Origin of the sequence: uncultured Anaerovibrio sp. (genome assembly GCA_902786545.1) — a bacterium.
Taxonomy (GTDB): Bacteria; Bacillota; Negativicutes; order Selenomonadales; family Selenomonadaceae; genus Anaerovibrio.
Genome location: CADACU010000027.1, coordinates 1 through 23,617, shown reverse-complemented (window position 1 = coordinate 23,617; position 23,617 = coordinate 1). Strand labels below are relative to the sequence as shown.

Here is a 23,617-nt window from a genome sequence, read left to right as displayed (position 1 = left end):
CCATGTTGACCCGCCAGCACCAAACGGTGTTCGATGATTCCTGCCAAGGAGTTTGGCGTAAAACTATAGAAGTTTTTTTCTAACTGGCTCAACCATGGATGTATAATCCGTCGATAAAGAGACTTCTTTTTTTGCAGGGTATTCTGTCCATCCGGTCCCATGGAACTCATTATCCGGCTGGCATCAACGGTGTTCATGGTGTTAATGGAATGGAGCCGTTGCCTGATAGTCGTTTTGGGTAGTCCATAGAGTATGACAAAGGCCAAAATTGATATGGACAATGAAAAAAGAAAGGCTAGAAACATCCGGATACTCCTTATAACGAGCTTTAAGATGTCCCCCACTTCTTTAGGTGGGGGAAAACAAACTACAACAGCTGGCGAGCATATCTCCCAGCTCGTTGCGACGCGAAGCTAGTCCTGAAAGGAAAACGCTAATTGGAAGATTTTTCTTCTAAAGAAGAAAAATTTGAACAATGGCGTTATAGACCATCTATATTTTGAAACATTTCCGGTGGCAGTTCAATACCATTTGTGCTGAACCGTTCCATGAAGCTTGGACGCAGGCCGGTGGCTATAAAGTGGCCGGTGGCCTTGCCGTTTTCATCAATGCCGGTCATTTCGTAGTTGAAGATATCCTGGGTGGTGATGGTGTCACCCTCAAGGTGTTGCACTTCGGTTATGTGGGTAATTTTGCGGCTGCCATCCTTTATTCTGGCCTGATGAACAATCAAGTCGATGGCGGAGGATATCTGCTCCCTGATGGCCCGAATCGGAAGATCGAAGCCGGACATTAAAACCATGGTCTCCAGTCGGCTCAAAGCATCCCGTGGACTGTTGGCGTGGGCTGTGGTCAGGGAGCCGTCATGTCCTGTATTCATGGCCTGTAACATATCCAGCGCCTCCCCGGAGCGAACCTCACCAACGATGATGCGGTCAGGCCGCATGCGCAGTGCATTGCGGACCAAATCCCGGATGGTTATCTGACCTTTGCCCTCTACATTGGCCGGCCGGGATTCCAAAGTAACCACATGGGGTTGCTGTAATTGCAACTCAGCGGCGTCCTCAATGGTAACGATGCGCTCGTTACCCGCTATAAATGATGACAGGGCATTTAAGGTGGTGGTCTTGCCGGAGCCGGTTCCACCGGATACAAGAATGTTGATCCGGGCGGCAACGCAGGCCTGTAAGAAATTGGCCATTTTCCGGTCGATAGTGCCAAAATTTATAAGGTTATCCAAAGTAAGGGGATTTTTGGAAAATTTTCTGATGGTAAGTACCGGTCCTACCAATGACAGAGGAGGAATGATGATATTTACTCGGGAGCCGTCCTCCAAGCGGGCGTCTACCAGGGGGGATGCTTCATCAATACGGCGCCCCAAAGGGGATAAAATGCGCTGGATGATATTCATTAAATGCTCATCATCATGGAATCGAATATCAGTTTGCATCAGTTTACCCATGCGCTCCACAAAAATTTTTTGATAGCCGTTTACCATTATTTCTGTTACTGACTCATCCTTCAGCAGACTTTCTATAGGGCCAAGACCCAGCATTTCGTCCCGCAGTTCGGCAACAACCTTGCTCCGCTCCCCCCGGGGAACGGCAAAAGGGTTTTCCGCTATAAATTTTTCTACATAGGAATCAATGATTTGTTCAATTTTATAGGCATCCTGATCCTTAGCCGACAAGGCCGACTGCTCTGCCGGGGTCATTTCCTCAACGATACGGCGATGAATTTGCTGTTTTATCTCCTGGTAGGAGTTGTCGATGGGAGTGTCGGACAGGGAAGCAAAAATGCGTACCTGCACATTTACTTGGTTGGGGCGGCCTAATCTATCCAATAATGACATATTACTGCTCCTGTAAAAGTATAAATCATTTATTCCGGGGACTATACATGGCGTATTCTACCCGAATATCCCCGGCATCCGTTTTGCCGGCAAGGTTGTTTAACAGCCGGGCGATGTATGATCCACTTGTATTATAAAACGCCGTGGCAATTACTACAACCTCTTGGCGATTCGTATCGTAATGAATGGATAGATATTGGTTGTTGCTGCCGGTAATGTGATCCGGCGACCATATATATAAATCACTTTTCATGGTGGCATTGGCCGTGTTTTTGGCCAGGATTTTCGGGAAATCACTGTCCGATCCGGCGAGGGAGGCTTCGTGGGTTATACTGCGCACGGTATGGCTTATCATTAGATAATCTGAAAAAGCTACCCCTGTGTAAACAATGCCGATAAATAGCAACAAAAAAAGAGGCAGAATAAATGCAAATTCCACAATGGACTGGCCGCGTTGGAATTTCATGTATTCTGCCTCCTTAAATCGTTCAATCATACGATTATCAAGTTATTCGCCACCGGTAGTTCCATTACCGCCGGTAGTAGACTGGCTATTATTATTAGCAGTGGTCAATGCATTGGTTACATTGTTAAAGGTGGTCTGAACAGCAGTACCAATGCCATTGGCGTTGGTTAAATATGCAGCCAAACCTACAACAAAAGCAAGTATAAGAGCATATTCCACTATACCTTGCCCCTTTTGCTGTAAATTACGAATACTAAAAATTTTAAAGAATTTTGACATAATTCTTTCTCCCTTCTGATAGATGGTTTTCAAATAATGATTTTACAACTAAACCTAATCAGTTAATTGAACTAGCACTATGACACTTATAAACAAGGTGTTCTAAGCTAATTCCATTTAACATTGCCTAATTATAAATCAAAGTGGGAAAAAAGTCTAGGGAATTTTAAAAATTTTTTTGAATATTTGGGACTATAATCCATTAAATATCAATATCGATAATTCGTCGAATAATAATAAATCCGATTATTTCCATGATGACAGCGAAAGCTATAGCAATATAGCCCAGTTCATTTTCAAACAGAGGGGTCAGGTAATCCGGGTTTATGACGCTGATGAAAGCTCCTAAGGCCACCGGTAGTATGGCTAGGATGATGCCGGACAGCTTGCCTTGCGCGGTAAGGGCGTTTATTTCTCGCCGCATTTTTATCCGATCGTACACCGTGGCACTGATGGTATCAAGAATCTGTGATAAATTTCCACCTATTTGCCGGTGTATCAATACAGCGGTTACTACCAACTCAAAGTCCTTATTCTGTACTCGCCGGCACATGTGGTCCAAAGCAATTTCCAGGGAAACATTCAGGTTTACTTCCCGTAGGACCAGCTGTATTTCACTGCTCACCGGTGGACTCATTTCATTGGCAACATATTCCAGCGACTGCATAAAGCTGTAGCCTGATCGTAGGGCATCGGCCACCATTTTCAGCATATCACTGAGCTGATTGGAAAAGGCGGCCTGGCGCCGCTTAATGCGTAATTGGAGGATGATCCAGCCCAGAATGATTCCCCATATGAAGCCGATAATTCCGATAATGGGTTTTAGGGAGAAAAAGAAAAATATTGTCCCGGAGACTATAGCCAGTATCAGCAGCAGAAGCATAAATTCGGAACCCATCATAGGCCAGTCAGCTTGCTGCATTTTCAGGTTAAAAAAATTATTATTGTACAGGTCATTGGTGGTTTGTCCTACTTGGCGAAAGATTGTTATAAGCCGTTTTCGGAAGCTGGTGGTTATCCGTTGGGACGGAACGGTGGGCACATAATCAGAAAAATATTCGATACGGTGCCGAAGATTTTTGCTGGTGTGCTTTTTGTACTCCAGCAGACCCATAATCAGGCTGAATATGGCCAATGATGCCAGTATTGATATGGCTATTTTAGAAATCATCACTATCATCCTGCTTATAATTCATAATTTTTTTGGCCAGAAAGTTTACCCGCTGAGCAAAGGTGCTGTCCGGGTCCAAGTCCAGCGCCATGTGACCGTCATCCGCAGCGGCAGATACTTTTAGGAAGGCGTTGGGAATGATTCCCTCCACAGGATAGCCGATGACCTCCTCCATTTGCTGTTTGGAGGTTATGTTGCATGGCTCAACCCGGGTCAGGATGGTTTTTACCCTTGACTGATAGTTAGGCCAGCTCTTGAATATTTCCAGTGCCCGCTGAATGTGCTGAACCTCATAGCCGCCGTTAAGCATGGCCACAATATAAGTGGTATCAGACATTTCTGCTGCAGCTATTGAGGTGGGGTTAAAGCCCGCTGGTACATCTATCAGGAGATAGTTGAACATAGTTCGGGCCATTTTTACCAGAGCTTCAAAGGCGGGAATGCCGACCTTGTCAATCAGGCTGGGCTCTTTGGTGCCACAGAGGATGGATACATTCTTGGCCACGGGAACAAAATAGGAGTTAAGGGAAACCGGGGAAAGAAAATCCTTATCCCGAGCTGCTTCTACTATCGTACTTTGAGGCTTTAGGTTAAAAAAGAAAGCCATATCACCAAACTGCAGGTCTGCGTCGATAATGCCGACACTGCCACCAGACCGGCGGGCAAGGGACATGGCCAGGTTTGCAATAAGGGTTGTCTTGCCACTTTTCCCTTTGGGACTGAAAAAGGTCAGGACATTTGACCTAGCATCAGCAAAGCTGGTGCTGAAGGACATGATGGCATCCCGCAGCTCTTCGCTGGAAAATGGTTTTACCAAAAAGCACTTGGCCCCGGCATTTATGCAGAGGTTGGAGCTTTCGGCGTTCCACTTTTCACCGGTACAGATAATGCTGGCTGTAGGGAAAACCCGACGAAATTCTGTTAAAAGATTGATAATGTTTGAGTTGTCCGCATCCAGCAGAATGATGTTTGGCATAAAAACGATGCCTTGTCCCAAGGCTTCACTGGCTTCCCGAAATCTGGCCACCAGATCCACTCCTTGGGTATTCTTTATGACATTTGATAGCTGTTCCAGCATCAGACGATTGCCTTCTACCAGCATGATATTATGTATCATCACAACTCGGTGGCCTCCTAATTAAATATTTTGGTGAGCCATGAGGAGGACTTGGTTGGGGTATCCTCCATGTAGCCCTTGTTCGTATAGCGTCCCACCAGGTTCCGAAGCTCACGGGCCAGGGCACTGTCATGGCCACTTAGGACCAAAGGCACCCCTGTAGCTATGGATTGCCGGGCAGATTCATAGTCGTTAGGCAATATGTGATAAAAATTCTCTCCCAATATTCTTACGACATCCTGCAGGTCAATTCTGGTCTTGGCATCACTGCGGTTCAATACCAAACGGATTTTGTTGGCATCATAATTCAGTGTCCGCAGGGTATCATTGCCAATTTTCATATTTTTAATGGTAGGGATGAAATCAACTATGCCCAAAAAAGTAACGATGGTACTGATGTCCAGCAGGGCCAGGTTTAATACACTGAACATGGAGGTGGTATCCACAATGATGTAATCGTACTGGCACCGTAGGCGTCTTACCACCTCAATGATGGTTTCCGGCTCCAAGTTGTAAGCTTCCTCCAGCTTGGCTGGAGCGGGTACCACTTGAAAGGAAACATGGCCATAGGAATAGGTGGACAGCAGGGGGGTAAGGGGATGTTGCCCGTTGGTTTTGATGATATCGCAAAGAGTGGTGATGGAATGCTCCGCGTGGAGATGAAGATAGTTTTTCACATCGCCAAACTGTAAATCAAAATCCGCCAGACAGACACTGTATCCCTGGCGAGCCAGCTCCGACGCCATATTTATGCTGATTAGGGTTTTACCCACAGCGGAGGAGGTGCTGAAAAAAGTGATGATGGCACCATTTATTTGTTCGTCATTCATCTGGCCGATTCCCCTTTGTTTGGATTGAGCTTCTTCATGGAATTATATTCATTCTGGACATCGTGGTATTCCTGCAGCAGCCGGTCAGAGGCCTGCACATCATCGCTGGACACAATAGTAGGGGTGATGAGAATAATCAGCTCATGACGATCCTTAGATGTGCTGGTATTCTTGAAAAATTCACCTATTATTGGAATACTGCTGAGGAGTGGAATACGACTTACATTTTTACTTTCTGTGTTGTTCATCAGACCACCGATGGACATAGTATGTCCATCCGGAATATTGATGCTGGTAGAAGCCTTTCGGGAAATCAGAGCCGGAATTTTGCCAGCGGTGGTGCTGACTGCATTGGAATTGTCCAGGGTGCTGATTTCCGCTGCCACCTTGGTGGTGATTTTCCGGTCAGGGGTAGCAGTAGGCTGGATATGAAGCTTGATGCCGTATTCACGCCAGGTGACAGAAATATCACCCTGCTTGCTGGTAGGGATTGGAATTTCGCCACCGATAAGTATTTCGGCTTCTTTGCCACTCAGGGCCGTAATATTAGGCCGGGAGAGTATTTTTGCCTTTCCGCTCTGTATTAGGGCGTTTAGTTTAAAATTGATATTGTTGTATATTTTTCCACCGTATTCCTTGTAGTCTTGACCGCCATAAAAGCTTCCGAAGGTAATACCGGTGTAATCGTTGTTTGTACTGCCAATTTTGCCAGTGGCACCAGGAATAATACCGATATCCTGCCCATCGGTAGTGGAAATATCAATTACCAGAGCTGCCAGATTGACTTGGATCGGATTACTCATTTCCAGTAGATTGATGATGTTGTCTTTGTTTTCAACAAACAGGGAGGCGATGCTTTGGGCCTGGTCCTTTTCATATTGGTTGGCCACCTCCCCCTGAAGAAGAATTTTGCCGTCTACTTTTTCAACGGTTACTCCCGGCAGGTTGATGGCCCGCTTTATGGCATTGGCCGAATTGGAATCGGTGGATGCCACATAGACACTGAGCTGGTCCATAGTACCATCGTTGAACCAGATGGTGAGACTGGTGGACCCTGGTGCCAAGGAGATGATGTTTAAAGAATGGTTATCTATGATGTTTACATCGGCAATTTTAGGATTTACCACCGAAACCCGAATAATATCAGCCAGTTCCGGACTGGAATAGCAATAGGACTGATTTACCTCTAGCTCAATAGTCTTGTCCTGAGCCGAGACGATGGATGCCGTAAAGGAAAGTACTACGGTCATTATCAATATGATAAACTTGCATTGCCAATCATAAGAGTTTTTTGTCATGGTTAATTTCCTTCTCTGGTTACTGTTGTGCCACGGATAATTTCGATACCACCATAGGTACGGGCTGGAGCCGCGGTAGCTGGTGGAGCCGCCTGTGGTGGGGCAGCTGGGGCTGAATATGCAGGTTGGCTGGTGTTAGCCGGAGCCGGCGGCTGATTAGCCTTGGCATTTATTTTTGAATATTCTGCCGCTGATATAAAGGTGTTGCGGGGTTTATATGGTCGAAGCACCAGATAGAGGGTGCCGGAATGGGCCCCGGTAACCAGCTTCATAGCATCCTTGGGGGTAACCGCCAGAGTGGCCGTGGTCAAGGCTGTGTTGTTGTGTGCAGAATTTGATGGGCTGTCCTTGCTGGTATCGCCATTTTGGGCTTGACCGCTGGCAGCAGTCTCCTTCACGGTAGATTTATTTATTGCCAAAAGCATAATGTTCTGTAATAATATATTGCTGGTAACACGCTGTGAATTTTGATCACCGCTTACCACCATGATATCTACATAATCTCCCGGTCTTGCCAGACCAGCTACGCCAGTTACATCATTGATGGAGATGGTTACCGCTCGGCAGTCAGGGGGAATCATTCCGATAAAACCGGCCATTTTAGGATCTGACAAAATTTTTTTGCCGGTTATGATATCATCCTTCATTATTTGGATATAGGCTGGTTTGCCAACCACTTCCTCCAGTTTGGTTATGGCGCCCTCCGGTACCAAATCACGAGGCAAGGATTTGGTCTTTAACATACCAGATTGAATGGTGGTTCTGGGAGCTATATCTTGAGTGGCCACTATCACCTGGACCATTTCCGTACCAGCTGGTGAAGCTGTTTTGTCACTATTGTCGCCAAGATAAAGAAAGACCATAAGCCCCAGCAGAAGGCTGGCGCCGGCGGCCAACATTATCCAGTATTTGTAGCTGATTTTTTCTCCAATATCAGACAGATTTAGTATTTCAAATAGTTTCATGGTAGTTTCCTCAAAAGAAAAATATTATTATCATTATTATTTCAAACCATTATACTAGCATTGTCAAGTAATGGTAAGTAAAAAAATTGTGATTTAAGGTTAAATAACTGTAGGGAGCGGTGTATCTCCTTATGTGATGGGGATAGGGAGTGTTTTATGGCTGATGTAAAAATTTTGTTGTTGTTTCTCACTACCGGAGTAGTTTCGGTAATAATAGGCAAGCTTATGGTGAGTTGGTCCTTTGTTTTAAGTCAAACCAACCGTCAGTACATTACCCCTTTTTTCTCATTGGGAAAGGGAAAGACCGGTGGCAGCTTATTAACAACGGTGGCAACGGTTTTTCCATTGGCTATGGGAGCGGTGACTGGACTGGTGCATGGATATAACCTGCCCTTGTTGCTGTCGGTGCTGGTGGCGGCGGTGTTTTTGCTGCAGTTTACTATTAGTGATTTATTGTGGCAGCTGATTTTTGATAAGCAGCTGGCCTTGTTTGCCCTACTGGGCCTGCTACGGATACTGCTTCTAAACGGACCATTTCTGGACTATGTGCTGGCCGCCGGAGTTGGTGGTGGTATCTTTTGGCTGATGGCAGTAATAACCCGGGGAGGAATTGGTGGTGGCGATGTGAAGCTGATAGCTGCCCTGGGACTTTGGCTGGGAACAGACCTGCTGTATCAGACTGTTGTATGGGGCATTATTTTGGGAGGAGTCGGTGCCATACTGCTTTTGGTGACTAAAAAAAGGCAGAGAAAGGAGGCATTTCCTTACGGTCCTTATTTTGCCATCAGTGGATTGGTGATGCTTATATGTTGATAGTATTTATTGTGAAAGAAATGGACTCTGCTGTCCATTTCTTTTTTTGTAGCGAGGCTATGGCAGCAGGAAAAAATGGTAATAATCACGAATAGTGAGGTATGAAATTTTTATGAAGGGTGGTAGAAATATGTTCATAAAAAGATGTTGCTTATGTGTATTAACAGCATTTTGCTTTCTGCTATCAGGCTGTTTAAGTGCAACAGGCAATCTGACCATCAATGAGGATGGTAGCGTACACTACGAAGCCACTATGGCTACTGTTGATTTTCTGAAGAGTGCCATAGAAGAACAGAAAAATGATCTTTTAAGCAAGAACAGTTCCGCTAAAGTGGAGCCTTATAATGACGGAAATTTAAGTGGCTACAAAATTTCAGCGGATTATCCATCAGTAGATGAATATGCCATGAGCATTACCAGTCAGAATACTAAGACTGCCGGAATGACTGTCAAGGAAATACATAAAGTAAAAGGGTGGTTTTATGATGCCTATTCATTTGATTTCATAATGGAAGGGAATAAGGATACCACCAATGATCCTGATACCAAAGCCATGGCGCAGGCGATGGCTTCTCAGGTGAAATGCAGCTTTACTATGAACTTGCCTTATCCACCGGATGTTCATAACGCAGATCAGATGTCCAATGGAAATAAGACATTATATTGGAATCTGGCGCCTATGCTAACCTCAGAGGTAGATAAAGATATACAGGTACAATTCAAGGTATGGCATAAATCTCATTTGGTAATAACGGTTGGAATCATTGTTATATTACTGTTGGTGGCCACCATCTTCGGTGTTATGGCTCTGAATGCCCGCTATGACAGTGATAAGCAGACCAGGGGGATTATTGCCGGTGTAGCCTTCGTTATGGCGCTGGTTTTGGTTGGTATGTCACTGTACATGTTATTTTCAGCTCCTAAATTCAGCAATAAAAATGTGATAGCTCAGACCAAGGTAGAGCAGACCCAGGTGGAGAAAAACACATCCAACAAAGCAACGGATCAAAGGCCACCGGTTAACGCTACCAAGCAGACTGCTTCCCATAATTCCGGTGTCATCACTGCTACCGAAGTAAGGATGCGGGCCAATCCAAGCACTAATGCCAATATTCTTGGGTATTTTGACAAGGGTGAAACCGTGGAAATCATCAATGTGAAACCGGAATGGGTGCAGGTAAAACGGGCCAATGGGGCCGTTGGTTGGGTATCGGATAAATTCTGCCAATATTGATAACTGTTGATACAAAAATCCCTCGTCTGATGGCTCAGACGAGGGATTTGGTATTTATTACTGCATTTTTGATAAATCATTGAACCTGGTAAATTCTTTTTTGAAGAACATCTTTACCGTATCCACCGGGCCGTTACGATGCTTGGCTACAATAACCTCAGTAATGTTTTTATTGGCTGTTTCAGGATCATAATAATCCTCTCGGTAGAGGAACATTACGATATCAGCATCCTGCTCCAAGGAACCGGACTCACGCAGGTCACTGAGCATTGGTCGTTTTATCTGGCGGCTTTCCACGCTTCGGCTTAACTGGGAAAGGGCAATAACCGGTACATTTAGTTCACGGGCTACCGCTTTCAGAGAGCGGGAAATGTCGGAGATTTCTTGCTGACGGTTATCACTGCCTCCCTTGCTCCGGCCCTGCATCAGCTGCAAATAGTCAATAATAATCAGGTCCAGGCCATGCTCAGCCTTTAGGCGCCGGGCCTTGGAGCGAAGCTCATTAACCGTGATTCCGGCGGTATCATCAATATATAATGGGGCGGCGGAAACCTTATCGGCGGTTCGTACCAGTTTTTCCCAATCTTCCGTACTTAAATCAGCATTTTTTAGCTTTTGGGAATCAATTCCACCCTCTGAGCACAGCATACGCTGTACCAGTTGCTGCTTGGACATTTCCAGAGAAAAAAATGCCACGGTTTTCTTTTCTTTTAGGGCTACATTGGCCGCAATATTTAAGGTAAAGGCTGTTTTACCCATACTTGGGCGGGCAGCCACCAAAATCAGATCAGAGGCCTGGAGCCCGGAGGTGAGGGCATCAAGATCTTTAAATCCGCAGGAAATACCCGTAAGGCCTCCCTTGGATTCGTAAAGAGTATTGATTTTATCAAAGGTCTCCATAACAATTTCCTGCATAGGAGTGAAAGTGCTGACATTTTGACGGTTGGCCACTTCCATAATCATTTTTTCTGATTTATCAATGACATCAGAGACATCATCGGTGGCTTCATAGGCCATGCCTGCTATGTCTGTGGCGGTATTTATGAGATGCCTCAAATCCGCCTTTTCCCGTACGATATTGGCGTGAAAATTTACATTGGCGGCAGTAGGCACAATGTTGGCCAATGCCGTGACAAAGGTAATTCCACCCACCTTGTCCAGCTTGTTTTCCTTGTCAAGATAATTGGTAACTGTAACAATATCGGCTGGTTCGTTTCTATTAAACAAGGCCAGCATAGCTTCATAGATTATTTTATGGGCATCCCGATAAAAATCCTCCGGCCGTAGGAGCTGGGATACTTCGGCAATGGCCTCTTTTTTTATGAGCATAGCCCCTAATACCGCCTGTTCAGCGTCGATGTTTTGGGGGGGCATACGGTCTACCGTTGGCATAAATTACTCCTCCTGTGGTTCTGGGCCAAGAAGTATGTCCAAGGCTTCCTTGGCGGTGGTAACCGTTCTTATGTTTAGTCCCAGATGGTTTTTAGGAATATCCTTTTCGTTTTCTTTAGGGATAATCAAGGTTTCAATACCGGTTTGCTTGGCACCATAGGCTTTTTCAAAGACACCACCTACTGGCCGCACCTTACCCTGCAGGGAAATTTCACCGGTGATTGCCGTATCCTGTCGAATAGGTCGTTTGGTGATGGCTGATAAAATCGCTGTAAGAATGGCGGTACCGGCACTTGGACCGTCTATATTTCCACCACCAATTACATTTATATGAATATCATAATCATGAATGTCTTTGCCGGTAAGCAGTCGGACTACTGAGGCAGCATTGAAAACCGAATCTTTGGCCATACTGCCGGCGGTTTCATTAAAGCGCACTGTGCCCTTGCCCGTTTCCCGAGCTTTAAAGGCAATGGCTTCGATTTCAATAACAGAGCCTAAAAAGCCGGACACGCCCAATCCAAAAATATGGCCAATTTCCATATTGTTGGAGGCTTTTTTGGTTACATATGGAGTGAGGCGGCTGACTTGAGCGACCTTGTATATATCACCTTTTTCAATAAATACATCCGCTTTAGCTATTTCAGCTGTCAAGTCGTCTTCCTGACCGCTGGCGGCCCGCTCCAATGCCAGACTATAGGCGTCCGCCAATATATTTATGGCCTTGCGTCCTTCGATAGTGTATTCACTGATTAGCTTGGCCACGCCATCTCCTAGCTTGGCGGAAAGCTTTTTGGCAGCATTGTTGACGATTTCCTGAATATTGGTTGGGGTCAGAGGCTCAAAGTATATTTCAGCACATCTGGACCGCAAAGCAGGATTTATACGGGAGGATTCCCGGGTGGTGGCGCCGATAAGCACAAAGTCTGCCGGAGCACCTTCATCAAATAATTTCTTTATATAAGGTGGTATTTTTTCATCCGCCGGATCATAATAGGCCGACTCAAAATAAGCCCGCTTGTCTTCCAGAACTTTAAGAAGCTTGTTTTGCAGCATCAGATCCATTTCGCCTATTTCGTCGATGAAGAGGATTCCACCGTGGGCATCGGTGACCAATCCAGGCTTTGGCTCTGGGATACCGGTATCAGCTAAATCCTTGCGGGCTCCCTGATAAATTGGATCATGAACCGAACCCAGCAGTGGGTTGGTCATATCCCGTGGATCCCAGCGCAAAGTGGTACCATCAGTTTCTATGAAAGGTGCATCAGCTTTAAACGGTGATAGCTTCCTCTTTTTGGCTTCCTCCAGTACCAGACGGGCCGCTGTGGTTTTTCCCACACCAGGAGGTCCATATAAAATCAGGTGCTGAGGATAAGGGGAGCTAAGCTTGGCTAATAGGGAATCTACTGCTCTGGACTGGCCTACTATTTCCTCAGTGGAAGCTGGTCGTAAAAGTTCCATCACGGACTGAGTAAGGCTGACTTTTTCCAGTTCCTCCAGATGCTCCCGCTTTTTCTTCTCCAATGGAGACTCGATTGGCTTCTTTTCCTCCTTCAGGATTTGCATCTTAATATCTTTTACATAATCCTGATGGTTTTCTTCCAATCGTTCGGCTACTTTCTTTTCCAAGTCATCCTCCACCGAGCGGCGGGCCAGAATATCGGAAAAATGCTCAGTTAGCTGATCCAATATCCCCATTATTTCCTCGTCAGGAGGTATATCCTTTATAGTGGGATTATCACTGATAATTCTCTGTAAAGCAAGGACACGCTCACCCCGATTGGGTGAGCGTACAAATTGCAATGCATCCATTTTACCGGCCTTGATTACCAGCTTGTCGGAACCGTAATAGTCCACCAGCAGGCTAAACAGGGCATCTATTTTTCGGTCTATTTCGTCCCGAGGAGCAAGCTCATCAGCCAAAGTTGCTTCGGCTTCGGCTAAATTAGCCTCCTGGTCATGATTTTTTAGGTTTAGTAATTTAGAAAAAAAGTCCTTCATGTGTTATCAGCCTTTTACAACCTCTATTTTTATAGTGCTGGTAATTTCCGGATGTACCTTTATAACGGCCTCGTAGGTGCCGGTGCCGGTGATTTCCTCTTTAAGGGAAATTTTCCGTTTATCAATGTCAATATTATGCTGTTTCTTTAAAACATCGGAAATATCTTTGCCAGTGACAGAACCGAATAGACGGCCATTTTCACCGATTTTTACGGAAATTTTAACAGACACCTGGGAAAGCTGGGCAGCCATCAGTTTTGCTTCATCTGTATCCTGGGCCTTTTTGCGGGCGGCTGAGCCGGCCTGAGCCTTGGCCACATTCACATTATTGGAAGTGGCTTCTACGGCTGCCTTCTTTGGCAGCAGGAAATTACGGCCGTAACCATCGGAAACCTCTACTATATCACCTTTTTTACCTAAGTTCTTAATGTCCTTCTGTAATATTACTTTCATTTTTATCATTCTCCTCTATAAATTCCTGGGTATATGCTAATACCTGATTATATACATCCTCAACTGAGCCATCCTTTAGCTGAGTACCGGCCACATTCTGATGTCCGCCACCGCCAAAATTTTCCATGATGAGCTGAACATTGATTTCACCGTTGGAACGGGCACTCACGCCCACCGTGTTGGCCGTAAGCTGGAATATTACCAGACTAACCCGGACATTTTCTATTCTCAGCATGGCATCAGCTACTTGAGCTGCTACCACCTGAATATTTGGCATAATATCCGGACACTTGGTAATTATGAGGCCATTTGGAAACATGGTAGCAGCTGCAATGGCTTTGGCCTCAGCCACTTCGGTATCAAAGTCAGTTCTAAAGAGCTGACGCACAGCCACCAAATCAGCGCCCCACCGCCGGAGATAAGCTGCCGCCTCAAAAGTGCGGACACCAACCTGTACGGCAAAATTCTTGGTATCTACCAAAATACCGGAATAAAGGGCAATTGCCTCAATACGGCTCAGTTTTAAATCCTCGCTAAAATACATCAAAAGCTCGGTTACCAGTTCACTGGTAGAGCTGGTAGCAGTTTCCAGATAAGCTATTTTGGTGTTTTTTATAAAGTTTTCGCTGCGGCGATGGTGGTCAATAACTACAATGTTTTCTACCCGGTTAAGCATATCCGGGGCCGCTGTGATATGAGGAATAAAGGTATCCACCACAAAGAGCAGTGGATTTTTGGCTGTAATATTTAACAACTGATCGTTGGAAATAAACAGCTCGGAATATTCTTCCCTGGTGGAAAACATCTCGATGATTTTTCCGATACCTTCATTCATATCACTTAATATGATATGTACTGGCTTTTCAAGGCTTTTGGCCATTCTGGCCACACCCATGGCGGCACCCAGTGCGTCGAAGTCCTCATTTTGGTGTCCCATAATAAAGATTTCATCAGCAGTCTGCATAAGTGCCTTGATATTGGAGGCCATAACTCTGGCTTTTACCCGGTTTTGCTTCTCCAAGGCTTTAGTTTTGCCGCCAAAGAAGCAGGTCTGATTGTTCAGCATGATAGCGGCTTGGTCACCACCACGGCTAAGGGCCAGATCCAGCATAGACTGGGCCTGCTGGCCTAATTCTATGTAATTTTGCCGATCAGCCACGGAAATTCCCATACTCAAGGTTACCGGCAGCTTGCTGGTGGTATTGAAGATATTGTGCATCTTATCCAGAATGGAGAATTTTTCTTCAATGGCCACGTCAAGGCTGCGTCGTTCAATAACGGCAATGTACATATCGTTATGTATTCGGCGAAGATAACCATCCAGGTGGATAATCCACTCATCAATCAGCTTATTTGCTTCAAAGCTCAAACGATTTTTTTCCGCATCGTTAAGGCCCTTCAGCACATCATCATAGTTGTCAATCTGAATGAACATCAAAACTGAACGGGAATCAGCGTGTATGCGGGACAATATCTGATATGGCGAATCATCCATGATGTACAAAGCCATCATACCGCAGGAATCATCCTTGGTAGCAATGGGGCGATACTTCATTTTAAAGTGAACATTGTCATGGACGAATACCGTTTCATCATTTTTTCCCCAGATGGATTCCAAGTCAAGTTCAGGCCAAAAGGCATCATCGCCCTGATTTACGGACATACCGTATTCAGGGATTTTGTTTATGTGCTTTTCCAGCTCCTTGTTGAACCATTGAAGTCGACCATCCCTGTCCACCAATACAATTATATGGGGAAGATTTTCAATGGCGTAGTTGGATGCTTCATTTACATTGCTGATAACAGTGTGACAATAGTGAGCAAATTCCTCTGACCGGTACCGGCAACGCTCATAGCCGAAAAACAGCGAAGCAAGCCACACCATGAGGGCAGCTGTACCGATGTAACAATTATAAAAGAACAGTACAACCAATAATAATAGCGCCGCTAAATGGATAATAACAATATCAATCCAGGCGTTTAAATTTCTTGGCATATTCAGACCTCGATTCTAAAATTATCGTTGCTTTTTAGCAAACCGCTTCCGATAATCAAACAGCATATCAAAAAGCCCAACAAATGCTACTATCTGGGCCATAAAACCATTCAAGAACACAAAGGCCACAATGAGCCAGAATACCCAACGGGACACTCGGTGATGCAGTATATTGCTGATGATGGCAATGCCTTGGATAAATCCGGCGAAGGTAGCCATAATGTTTACATTAAGGGATATTTGATAAAGCAAATCCAACTGCCTGGTACTGCCCCAATATAATCCGATGAGGGAAAAAGCAAAGAAATAAAGTATTGCTTTTGGCAGTCGCCATTCATCAAAGTCTGGCAGGGATGAAACGGTATAACCAAGTCGCCTCAGCACTCTGGAGCCTATTGCGAAATTTATCCAGGTGGTAATGAGACCGGAGCAAATAATTACCAGTGGCATCAAAAGGGTAATCATACTAAATACCGTATCAAATTGTTTCTTGCTTTCGGCAATCTGCTCCGATGGCATGCCCATACTTTCATAGGCTGACAGAGTCACTGCAAAGGAATCCTTCAGCATATCTACATTTAGTTCAAATGGGTTCATACCAGTGAGTGCAAATAGCAACCCCATAGCCAATAGCATGGAAATAATAGCTGATACCAAGGACAGCATAAGATTACGGGAGGCCGGCAGATTATTCCGAAAACCATAGCCCAAGGCCAGTGCCGGTGGAGCAAAGCCGATTACCATCCGTACCGCCGACATAGGCTCGATGAGAATGCTCATTATAATTCCTGCAACCAGGACACTCATAAGAGACCATTTTATTCCGTGGCGTACTTCCAATACCAGAATTGGTAATGGCCAAAGCAGAATGGCAACGGTTCCCAGCAGAGGCACATAGACACCAATTAAAGCTGTAATAACCGTTATGGCAGCCAAAAGTCCGCTTTCGGTCATTGATTTTGTTTTTATATCAGACATATTGACACTCCTTACACTAATGGGGTGGTTATCCCACATCAATATGTAATTATACCATTTTAAAATGTAACTTGCTAGCAGGATGAAATGTAAGAGTTTTTAAGCCATTATAACGAGCTTTAAGATGTCCCCCACCTCTTTAGGTGGGGGAAAACAAACTACAACAGCTGGCGAGTATATCTCCCAGCTCGTTGAAACGCTAATTGGAAGATTTTTCTTCTAAAGAAGAAAAATTTGAACAATGGCGTTATAACTTTTATAATGAAATAAAAATTGGATATATAATGATGTTTGATATACAATATAAACAAATGACCTAATAAAAATTATGGGGGTGTTGAAATGGATGAAAAGGAGTTATTGAAACTGCAAAATGGTAGTGATATCCGTGGTGTAGCCATGGACGAGGTGGCAGGAGAGCCGGTAACGCTTCCGCCGGCTGCTGCCAATGTAATAGCAGAGGCCTTTGTACAATTTTTGGCCAATAAATTGGGGAAAGATGCCAAAAAACTAAAAATTGCCATAGGGCATGATTCAAGACTCAGTGCTGTAAGCTTAAAGGAAGCGGCTATTCAGGGGGCTATGGGACTGGGGGCCAGAGTATTTGACTGTGGAATGTCCTCTACCCCGGCTATGTTTATGTCCATTGTTTTTGAGGATACCCAGATGGATGGTTCCATAATGATTACTGCCAGTCATTTGCCGTATAATCGTAACGGCATGAAATTCTTTACGGCAACTGGTGGCTTGGAAAAGGCTGATATCAAGGATATATTAAAGGCGGCGGCCAAGCTTTCCCCGGCTGTGGTGGATATCGGTGATGTGGAACAGCTGGACTTGATGGAATCCTACTCAGCGTATCTGTGTGACAAGATTCGCAAGGGAGTAAATCACGAAGAAAATTATATGCAGCCGTTGTCTGGTATGAAAATTGTGGTAGATGCCGGTAATGGTGCCGGTGGTTTTTTTGCTGACAAGGTTTTAAAGCCATTGGGCGCAGATACGACTGGTAGCAAATATCTGGACCCGGATGGCCGGTTCCCGAACCATGTGCCAAATCCGGAAGACAAAGAAGCCATGGCCTCTATTAAGAAGTTGGTGCAGCATTCCCAGGCTGATTTGGGTTTGATTTTTGATACAGATGTGGATCGGATGGGCGCTGTTTTGCCGGATGGGAAGGTGATTAGCCGTAATGCCCTTATTGCTATGATGGCTGCTATATTAAAGGAAGATTATCCAGGTAGTACCATAGTAACGGATTCGGTGACCTCAGATGAATTGACGGACTTTTTGGAAGGAAAATTACATTTAAAGCATCATCGGTTTAAGCGAGGATATAAAAATGTTATCAATGAGTGTATACGGCTGAATGAAAGTGGCGTGATTTCGCCTTTGGCTATTGAAACCTCTGGTCATGGTGCCTTAAAGGAAAATTATTATCTGGACGACGGGGCTTATCTGGCAGTGAAGCTTATTATTGCTGCTGCCAAGGCCCAGGTTGAGGGCAAGACCTTGGCCAGCCTGATTGAAGAATTGGAATACCCGGCTGATGCCAGGGAATACCGGCTATATATCAGGGGACTGGAGGATTATAAGACTTATGGTCGGGGCGTTTTGGAGGAATTCAAGGAATTGGCCGAGGCTCGGGGGATTCAGGTAGCCACTCCGTCGTATGAGGGGGTTCGTCTGGTATTTCCAAATGAGGGTTGGATTTTGTTAAGGCTATCGCTTCATGACCCAAATATGCCGATGAATATTGAAGGAAAGCGTCGGGGGGACTGTGAAAAGCTGGCAGCTATTGCTAAAGAGTTGGTGTCCGGATTTATAAATTTGGACATCAGTGTAATGGACTAAGGTCTACTATTTGCGGTGGAGCTGTTTGTATACACGCTCACTGGTTGACAGTCTTTTGTAGCAAATGCTATGATATTGTGCGGGGGACGATGGGCAAGCTCCTATTGTCTCCCGTGTTATTATGTCAGAAGACTGATGTAATATAAATAGAATAACGCCTGTTTTCTTATTTTAAGGAGGATGTGCATCAATGATCGAACGGTATACCAATCCGGAGATGGGTAATATCTGGACCCTGCAGCATGAATTCGAGGTAATGCTGGATGTAGAAATCGCTGCTTGTGAGGCTATGGCCGAATTGGGAGAAATTCCTAAAGAGGCTGCTGTGAACATTCGGGAGAAGGCTCATTTTGAGTTGGACCGGGTAAAGGAGATTGAGAAGGAAACCAACCATGACATTATTGCGTTTCTGACCAATGTAGCCGAGTATGTTGGGGATGATTCCAAGTATATTCATAAGGGATTGACTTCCAGTGATGTTAAGGACACGGCCCTGGGCATCATGATGAAGAAATCTGCGGAATTGATTATTGATGATTTAAAGAAGTTCCGCGAGGTGTTGAAACGCCGGGCAGCGGAGTTCAAGCATACAGTTTGTATTGGTCGTACCCACGGTATTCATGCGGAGCCAATGACCTTTGGTTTGAAGCTGGCCTTGTGGATGAATGAAGTTGACCGTAACATTGAACGGGTGGAGCATGCCAAGAAAATCGTGTCGGTTGGTAAGCTGTCCGGAGCAGTGGGGACCTATTCCAATATCAATCCAAAGATTGAAGAGCTGGTCTGCAAGAAATTGGGGATCACGCCATCTCCACTGGCTACTCAGGTTATTCAACGGGATCGTCATGCGGAGTATATGACTACCTTGGCTATTGTGGCCAGCTCCTTTGAGAAATTTGCCACTGAAATCCGCAATCTGCAGCGTACTGATATCCGTGAAGCAGAAGAGTATTTCAGTCCGGGGCAGAAGGGCTCATCGGCTATGCCACATAAGCGAAATCCAATCACCTGCGAGCGAATTGCCGGTATGGCCCGTTTGGTTCGCGGTAATGCTCTGGCCTCTATGGAAAATATTTCGCTCTGGCATGAACGGGATATTTCCCATTCCTCTGTTGAACGGGTAATTTTGCCGGATTCCACCATCAATGTGGATTATTGCATAAAGAAATTTACCAATATTATAGATAAGCTTTTGGTATATCCGGAGGCAATGCTGGAAAACCTCAATAAGACCGGTGGACTGATTTTCAGTCAGCGTATTCTTATTGCACTGGTAAGCAAAGGCGTTCTCAGGGAGGATGCTTACAAATGGGTACAGCGCAACGCAATGAAACGGTGGTTGGCGAAGGAAGACTTTAAGACCAACATCAGCAAGGATGAGGATGTTGTCCGGTATCTGTCCCAGGATGAGATTGACGAGTGCTTCAAGGTGGATTATTTCCTCCGTCATGTCGATATGATTATGGCCCGTTTTGGCCTTTAATTTTAGTAAGTAGCAGATACCAGTTTGAGGGGAGAGACCTTTATGGCTTCAGTAGCAGTATTAGGCACCCAGTGGGGTGACGAAGGCAAGGGTAAGATTGTAGATTATTTGGCACAGCAGGCAGAGGTTGTTGTCCGTTCTCAGGGCGGCAGTAATGCCGGTCATACCGTGGCTGTTGATGGTGTTGAATATAAATTGCGTCTTATGCCATCCGGTATTTTATTCAAGGGTACCTTAAATGTTATAGGTAATGGTGTAGCCTTTAATCCAAAGGTTATGCTGCAGGAAATGGACAACATGACAGCAAAGGGTATCGATGTCAGTGGTATTCGGATTAGTAACCGGGCTCATGTGGTATTGCCATACCACTGTGAGATGGATGGATATCTGGAGGAGCTGAAGGGAGCTAACAAGGTTGGTACTACCAAGAATGGTATTGGTCCTTGTTATGTGGACCGGGATGACCGTATTGGTATTCGGGTATGTGATTTTATCGATAAAGAAGAATTTGCTAAGCGCCTGAAGGAAAATCTGGCCATTAAGAATAAGCAGATTGTTGGTATGTATGGCAAAGAGCCATTTGATTATGAGACTATCCTGAAGGAATATGAGGGATATGCTGACCGTCTGAGACCGTATGTTTGTGATACCATTGCTTTGCTTCATGATGAATTGAAGGCTGGCAAGAAGGTGCTCTTTGAAGGGGCCCAGGCTACCATGCTGGATATTGATTATGGTACCTATCCGTATGTTACTGCATCTCACCCGGTTTCCGGTGGAGTCTGTGTGGGAGCCGGTGTTGCGCCACGAGATATTGACAAGGTTGTAGGCGTAGTAAAGGCTTATTGTACCCGGGTTGGTGAAGGCCCATTCCCTACCGAGCAGTTAAACGCGGTTGGGGATAAAATTCGTGAGTTGGGTCATGAATTTGGTACAGTTACTGGCCGTCCACGCCGCACCGGCTGGCTGGATGCCTGCGTAGTTCGCTATGCCGGGCTGCTGTCCGGTATCGACTATATGGCCATTACCCGTCTGGATATTTTGGATACTTTGCCGGAAATCAAGATGTGTGTAGGCTATAAGTACAAGGGTGAGGTTATCAATGAGATTCCAGCCTCACTGAAGGTTTTGGCCGAGGTAGAGCCGGTATACGAAACCTTTGAGGGCTGGCAGACTGATATAAGTGGTATCAGAAAATATGAGGATTTGCCGGAAAAGGCCCGGAAATATTTGGAGCGTCTGGCTGAGGTAACAGGTATTGATCTGGGTATAGTGTCTGTAGGACCTAATCGCGATCAGACCATTATACTGGCCAAAGATTTATTTTAATATATGTGAAAAAATGGCTGCTGCACTGAGTATGAAGTGCAGCAGCCATTTTTATGGGGTTAGCCCAAAGTGGTATCCAGTATCATCATCAATGAAAAGCCCAGGGCAAACATAATGGTACCAATATTTGAATGTTCCCCTTCCGACATTTCGGGAATAATTTCTTCCACCACCACATAGAGCATGGCGCCAGCGGCAAAGCTTAATAAAAAAGGCAGTACAGGAACAACGAAGCTGGCAAAAATAACGGTGGCAACAGCACCTATTGGTTCCACCACTCCGGAGAGTACCCCATATACAAAGGATCGGAGCTTGGACAGTCCTTCCGCTCTAAGGGGCATAGATATTATGGCTCCCTCTGGAAAGTTCTGGATGGCAATACCAACAGATAGGGCTATGGCAGCTCCCAGGGTAATGTCAGCCGCACCATTGTACCAGCTGGCATATAAAACACCTACTGCCATTCCTTCCGGAATATTGTGAAGTACTACGGCTAGGACCATCATAGTGGAACGAGAAGCTTTGGATTTAGGCCCTTCTGTTTCATCGGTATTAAGGTGCTGATGGGGAATAAGGTGATCAAGTAGCAGCAAAAACAGTATGCCGCCCCAAAAACCAGTCACGGCAGGGATGCAACTGAGAAATTCTCCCCAGCTGGAAACTGCCTGATCCATGGCAGGAATTAGCAGACTCCATACTGAAGCAGCTACCATTATACCAGCAGCAAAGCCCAACAAGCCTCGTTGCAGCAATGGGTTAAACTGTTCACGCATAAAAAATACACAGGCGGCACCCAGACTGGTGCCAAGAAAGGGAATCAACAAACCCTGAAGTATTTCTATCGACATATTATCTCCTCTTTCATCGATAAACAATCGTTGATTTCATCATTTGTACTAGTGTCATTATATATAATCAGGAGAATATTTTCCAATGCGGAATAAGGACTATGGAAGAATAATCTTATAGTGTGATATAATTAAACAGTTAGTGTGTTGTATATATTTGATTGAATAGGAGAAAAATATGCTTGAATTGAAGGATATAACCTATCAGGTTGAAGAAAATAACGAGATAAAAACCATTATTGATCATCTGGATTTGAATATTGAGGACGGAAAGTTTATAGTTATCACTGGGCCAAATGGAGGTGGTAAATCTACTTTGGCCAAGCTTATTATGGGGGTAAAGGAGCTTACTTCCGGGCATATGACATTTGACGGGCAGGACATAACAGGTATGAATATTACCGATCGGGCCAAGCTGGGCATTAGCTTTGCCTTTCAGCAGCCAGTTCATTTTAAGGGGATAAAGGTGCTGGATTTGTTGCGTCTGGCAACGGGAAGCAATATTTCCGTCAACAAGGCCTGTGATTATCTGTCCAAGGTGGGCCTTTGCGCCAAGGAATATATTGACCGGGAGGTTAATGCTTCATTGTCCGGTGGCGAGCTGAAACGAATTGAAATCGCTACGGTGCTGGCCAGAGGCACCAGATTTTCCATTTTTGATGAGCCAGAGGCTGGTATCGATATCTGGAGCTTCCAAAATCTGATACAGGTATTTGAAAATATTAGAAAGACAGTACAAGGAACTGTACTTATCATTTCCCATCAAGAGCGGATTTTGAACATTGCCGATGAAATCATCGTTATTGAAGACGGCAAGGTGAAAAAGCAGGGGCCAAAGGATGAAATTTTGCCGGAGCTGTTGGGAACAGCTTCTGCGGTAAATATTTCCTGCAGCAAAATGGCAAACTAGGAGGAAATAAGTAATGTTAGATAAAATTCAAAAGCAGCTTTTGACAGAGGTGGCGGATTTGTACACCATGCCAAAGGGGGCTTACAACATCCGGGCTAACGGCGAAAAAGCAGCCCGTAATACTACAGAAAATATTGATATTGTCACCAAGACTGATAAGCCTGGTATAGATATTATTATTAAGGATGGCACCAAAAATGAAAGTGTGCACATTCCGGTTGTTCTCAGTGAGAGTGGTATCAAGGAAGTGGTGTACAACGATTTTTACATTGGTGAAGATTGCGATGTAACTATAGTGGCTGGGTGTGGCATCCATAACTGTGGCACTCAGGATTCCCAGCACGACGG

21 protein-coding genes and 1 pseudogene are annotated in these 23,617 nt (G+C 45.0%); 7 read left to right on the top strand and 15 right to left on the bottom strand.

The features are described 5' to 3' along the window. The 9 genes from QZV24_RS06685 to cpaB all read right to left on the bottom strand — a co-directional run. On the bottom strand, nucleotides 1–305 hold a 305-nt coding region (locus QZV24_RS06685), incomplete at its 3' end, for a hypothetical protein (protein ID WP_294521889.1). Between the two features lie 176 nt (nucleotides 306–481). Further along, nucleotides 482–1,852, bottom strand: coding sequence for a CpaF family protein (locus QZV24_RS06680; protein WP_294521885.1), 1,371 nt, complete (start codon nucleotides 1,850–1,852; stop codon nucleotides 482–484). A 25-nt stretch (nucleotides 1,853–1,877) separates the two neighbouring features. After that, nucleotides 1,878–2,318, bottom strand: coding sequence for a TadE/TadG family type IV pilus assembly protein (locus tag QZV24_RS06675; protein ID WP_294521875.1), 441 nt, complete (start codon nucleotides 2,316–2,318; stop codon nucleotides 1,878–1,880). A gap of 42 nt (nucleotides 2,319–2,360) precedes the next feature. Further along, entirely contained in the window at nucleotides 2,361–2,597 is a 237-nt protein-coding gene (locus tag QZV24_RS06670; RefSeq protein WP_294521865.1) for a Flp family type IVb pilin, read from the bottom strand. A 202-nt stretch (nucleotides 2,598–2,799) separates the two neighbouring features. Then, on the bottom strand, nucleotides 2,800–3,768 hold the full coding sequence (locus QZV24_RS06665; protein WP_294521862.1) for a type II secretion system F family protein: 969 nt from the start codon (nucleotides 3,766–3,768) through the stop codon (nucleotides 2,800–2,802). After that, the gene (locus tag QZV24_RS06660) at nucleotides 3,758–4,885 is read right to left on the bottom strand and encodes a P-loop NTPase (protein ID WP_294521893.1); all 1,128 of its coding nucleotides are present in this window, start codon (nucleotides 4,883–4,885) and stop codon (nucleotides 3,758–3,760) included. The genes QZV24_RS06665 and QZV24_RS06660 overlap by 11 nt, the downstream gene beginning before the upstream one ends. A gap of 17 nt (nucleotides 4,886–4,902) precedes the next feature. Further along, nucleotides 4,903–5,715, bottom strand: a complete 813-nt coding sequence (locus QZV24_RS06655) for an AAA family ATPase (protein ID WP_294521858.1) — start codon at nucleotides 5,713–5,715, stop codon at nucleotides 4,903–4,905. Then, entirely contained in the window at nucleotides 5,712–7,013 is a 1,302-nt protein-coding gene (locus QZV24_RS06650) for a type II and III secretion system protein family protein (RefSeq protein ID WP_294521853.1), read from the bottom strand. The genes QZV24_RS06655 and QZV24_RS06650 overlap by 4 nt, the downstream gene beginning before the upstream one ends. A 2-nt stretch (nucleotides 7,014–7,015) precedes the next feature. Further along, nucleotides 7,016–7,978 carry a Flp pilus assembly protein CpaB gene (gene cpaB / locus QZV24_RS06645; RefSeq protein WP_294521850.1) on the bottom strand — a complete coding sequence of 321 codons (963 nt, stop codon included), beginning with the start codon at nucleotides 7,976–7,978 and terminating at the stop codon, nucleotides 7,016–7,018. Nucleotides 7,979–8,134: 156 nt separating this feature from the next. On the opposite strand from cpaB, the gene QZV24_RS06640 reads away from it, so the two are divergent. Continuing rightward, nucleotides 8,135–8,791, top strand: a complete 657-nt coding sequence (locus QZV24_RS06640) for an A24 family peptidase (protein WP_294521847.1) — start codon at nucleotides 8,135–8,137, stop codon at nucleotides 8,789–8,791. A gap of 130 nt (nucleotides 8,792–8,921) precedes the next feature. After that, nucleotides 8,922–10,025, top strand: coding sequence for an SH3 domain-containing protein (locus tag QZV24_RS06635; protein WP_294521842.1), 1,104 nt, complete (start codon nucleotides 8,922–8,924; stop codon nucleotides 10,023–10,025). A 57-nt stretch (nucleotides 10,026–10,082) separates the two neighbouring features. On the opposite strand, the gene dnaB is transcribed toward QZV24_RS06635, so the two are convergent. The 5 genes from dnaB to QZV24_RS06610 are packed head-to-tail and all read right to left on the bottom strand — an operon-like array spanning nucleotide 10,083 to nucleotide 16,845. Next, nucleotides 10,083–11,417: a replicative DNA helicase gene (gene dnaB, locus QZV24_RS06630; RefSeq protein WP_294521839.1), complete on the bottom strand. Its 1,335-nt coding sequence runs from the start codon at nucleotides 11,415–11,417 to the stop codon at nucleotides 10,083–10,085. A 3-nt stretch (nucleotides 11,418–11,420) separates the two neighbouring features. After that, nucleotides 11,421–13,418: a Lon family ATP-dependent protease gene (lonC, locus tag QZV24_RS06625; protein WP_294521832.1), complete on the bottom strand. Its 1,998-nt coding sequence runs from the start codon at nucleotides 13,416–13,418 to the stop codon at nucleotides 11,421–11,423. 6 nt (nucleotides 13,419–13,424) lie between these two features. Further along, nucleotides 13,425–13,871 carry a 50S ribosomal protein L9 gene (gene rplI / locus QZV24_RS06620; protein ID WP_290655388.1) on the bottom strand — a complete coding sequence of 149 codons (447 nt, stop codon included), beginning with the start codon at nucleotides 13,869–13,871 and terminating at the stop codon, nucleotides 13,425–13,427. Beyond that, complete coding sequence (locus QZV24_RS06615) at nucleotides 13,843–15,867, bottom strand: DHH family phosphoesterase (protein WP_294521827.1); 2,025 nt, start codon at nucleotides 15,865–15,867, stop codon at nucleotides 13,843–13,845. The genes rplI and QZV24_RS06615 overlap by 29 nt, the downstream gene beginning before the upstream one ends. 21 nt (nucleotides 15,868–15,888) lie before the next feature. Beyond that, entirely contained in the window at nucleotides 15,889–16,845 is a 957-nt protein-coding gene (locus tag QZV24_RS06610; protein ID WP_290655386.1) for a YybS family protein, read from the bottom strand. Between the two features lie 342 nt (nucleotides 16,846–17,187). Between QZV24_RS06610 and QZV24_RS06605 the strand changes: the two genes are divergently transcribed. The 3 genes from QZV24_RS06605 to QZV24_RS06595 all read left to right on the top strand — a co-directional run bounded on the left by QZV24_RS06605 (nucleotide 17,188) and on the right by QZV24_RS06595 (nucleotide 21,511). Next, nucleotides 17,188–18,699 carry a phosphomannomutase/phosphoglucomutase gene (locus QZV24_RS06605; protein ID WP_294521819.1) on the top strand — a complete coding sequence of 504 codons (1,512 nt, stop codon included), beginning with the start codon at nucleotides 17,188–17,190 and terminating at the stop codon, nucleotides 18,697–18,699. Between the two features lie 190 nt (nucleotides 18,700–18,889). Then, complete coding sequence (gene purB / locus QZV24_RS06600; RefSeq protein ID WP_294521816.1) at nucleotides 18,890–20,182, top strand: adenylosuccinate lyase; 1,293 nt, start codon at nucleotides 18,890–18,892, stop codon at nucleotides 20,180–20,182. Between the two features lie 42 nt (nucleotides 20,183–20,224). Next, entirely contained in the window at nucleotides 20,225–21,511 is a 1,287-nt protein-coding gene (locus QZV24_RS06595) for an adenylosuccinate synthase (RefSeq protein ID WP_294521812.1), read from the top strand. A gap of 59 nt (nucleotides 21,512–21,570) precedes the next feature. Here QZV24_RS06595 and QZV24_RS06590 read toward each other — a convergent pair whose 3' ends face one another. Beyond that, entirely contained in the window at nucleotides 21,571–22,359 is a 789-nt protein-coding gene (locus QZV24_RS06590; protein ID WP_294521809.1) for a ZIP family metal transporter, read from the bottom strand. 178 nt (nucleotides 22,360–22,537) lie between these two features. Here QZV24_RS06590 and QZV24_RS06585 point away from each other — a divergent pair, with 178 nt between their 5' ends. Both QZV24_RS06585 and QZV24_RS06580 read left to right on the top strand, forming a co-directional pair. Next, nucleotides 22,538–23,269, top strand: a complete 732-nt coding sequence (locus QZV24_RS06585; protein WP_294521806.1) for an ABC transporter ATP-binding protein — start codon at nucleotides 22,538–22,540, stop codon at nucleotides 23,267–23,269. 13 nt (nucleotides 23,270–23,282) lie between these two features. Then, nucleotides 23,283–23,617, top strand: a pseudogene (locus QZV24_RS06580) (ABC transporter permease); the annotation flags it as partial.

Coding starts and splice junctions, on each gene's coding strand:
- QZV24_RS06680 (WP_294521885.1), bottom strand. CDS start 1,852: ATGTCATTATTGGATAGATTAGGCCGCCCCAACCAAGTAAATGTGCAG.
- QZV24_RS06675 (WP_294521875.1), bottom strand. CDS start 2,318: ATGAAATTCCAACGCGGCCAGTCCATTGTGGAATTTGCATTTATTCTG.
- QZV24_RS06670 (WP_294521865.1), bottom strand. CDS start 2,597: ATGTCAAAATTCTTTAAAATTTTTAGTATTCGTAATTTACAGCAAAAG.
- QZV24_RS06665 (WP_294521862.1), bottom strand. CDS start 3,768: ATGATTTCTAAAATAGCCATATCAATACTGGCATCATTGGCCATATTC.
- QZV24_RS06660 (WP_294521893.1), bottom strand. CDS start 4,885: ATGATACATAATATCATGCTGGTAGAAGGCAATCGTCTGATGCTGGAA.
- QZV24_RS06655 (WP_294521858.1), bottom strand. CDS start 5,715: ATGAATGACGAACAAATAAATGGTGCCATCATCACTTTTTTCAGCACC.
- QZV24_RS06650 (WP_294521853.1), bottom strand. CDS start 7,013: ATGACAAAAAACTCTTATGATTGGCAATGCAAGTTTATCATATTGATA.
- cpaB (WP_294521850.1), bottom strand. CDS start 7,978: ATGAAACTATTTGAAATACTAAATCTGTCTGATATTGGAGAAAAAATC.
- QZV24_RS06640 (WP_294521847.1), top strand. CDS start 8,135: ATGGCTGATGTAAAAATTTTGTTGTTGTTTCTCACTACCGGAGTAGTT.
- QZV24_RS06635 (WP_294521842.1), top strand. CDS start 8,922: ATGTTCATAAAAAGATGTTGCTTATGTGTATTAACAGCATTTTGCTTT.
- dnaB (WP_294521839.1), bottom strand. CDS start 11,417: ATGCCAACGGTAGACCGTATGCCCCCCCAAAACATCGACGCTGAACAG.
- lonC (WP_294521832.1), bottom strand. CDS start 13,418: ATGAAGGACTTTTTTTCTAAATTACTAAACCTAAAAAATCATGACCAG.
- rplI (WP_290655388.1), bottom strand. CDS start 13,871: ATGAAAGTAATATTACAGAAGGACATTAAGAACTTAGGTAAAAAAGGT.
- QZV24_RS06615 (WP_294521827.1), bottom strand. CDS start 15,867: ATGCCAAGAAATTTAAACGCCTGGATTGATATTGTTATTATCCATTTA.
- QZV24_RS06610 (WP_290655386.1), bottom strand. CDS start 16,845: ATGTCTGATATAAAAACAAAATCAATGACCGAAAGCGGACTTTTGGCT.
- QZV24_RS06605 (WP_294521819.1), top strand. CDS start 17,188: ATGGATGAAAAGGAGTTATTGAAACTGCAAAATGGTAGTGATATCCGT.
- purB (WP_294521816.1), top strand. CDS start 18,890: ATGATCGAACGGTATACCAATCCGGAGATGGGTAATATCTGGACCCTG.
- QZV24_RS06595 (WP_294521812.1), top strand. CDS start 20,225: ATGGCTTCAGTAGCAGTATTAGGCACCCAGTGGGGTGACGAAGGCAAG.
- QZV24_RS06590 (WP_294521809.1), bottom strand. CDS start 22,359: ATGTCGATAGAAATACTTCAGGGTTTGTTGATTCCCTTTCTTGGCACC.
- QZV24_RS06585 (WP_294521806.1), top strand. CDS start 22,538: ATGCTTGAATTGAAGGATATAACCTATCAGGTTGAAGAAAATAACGAG.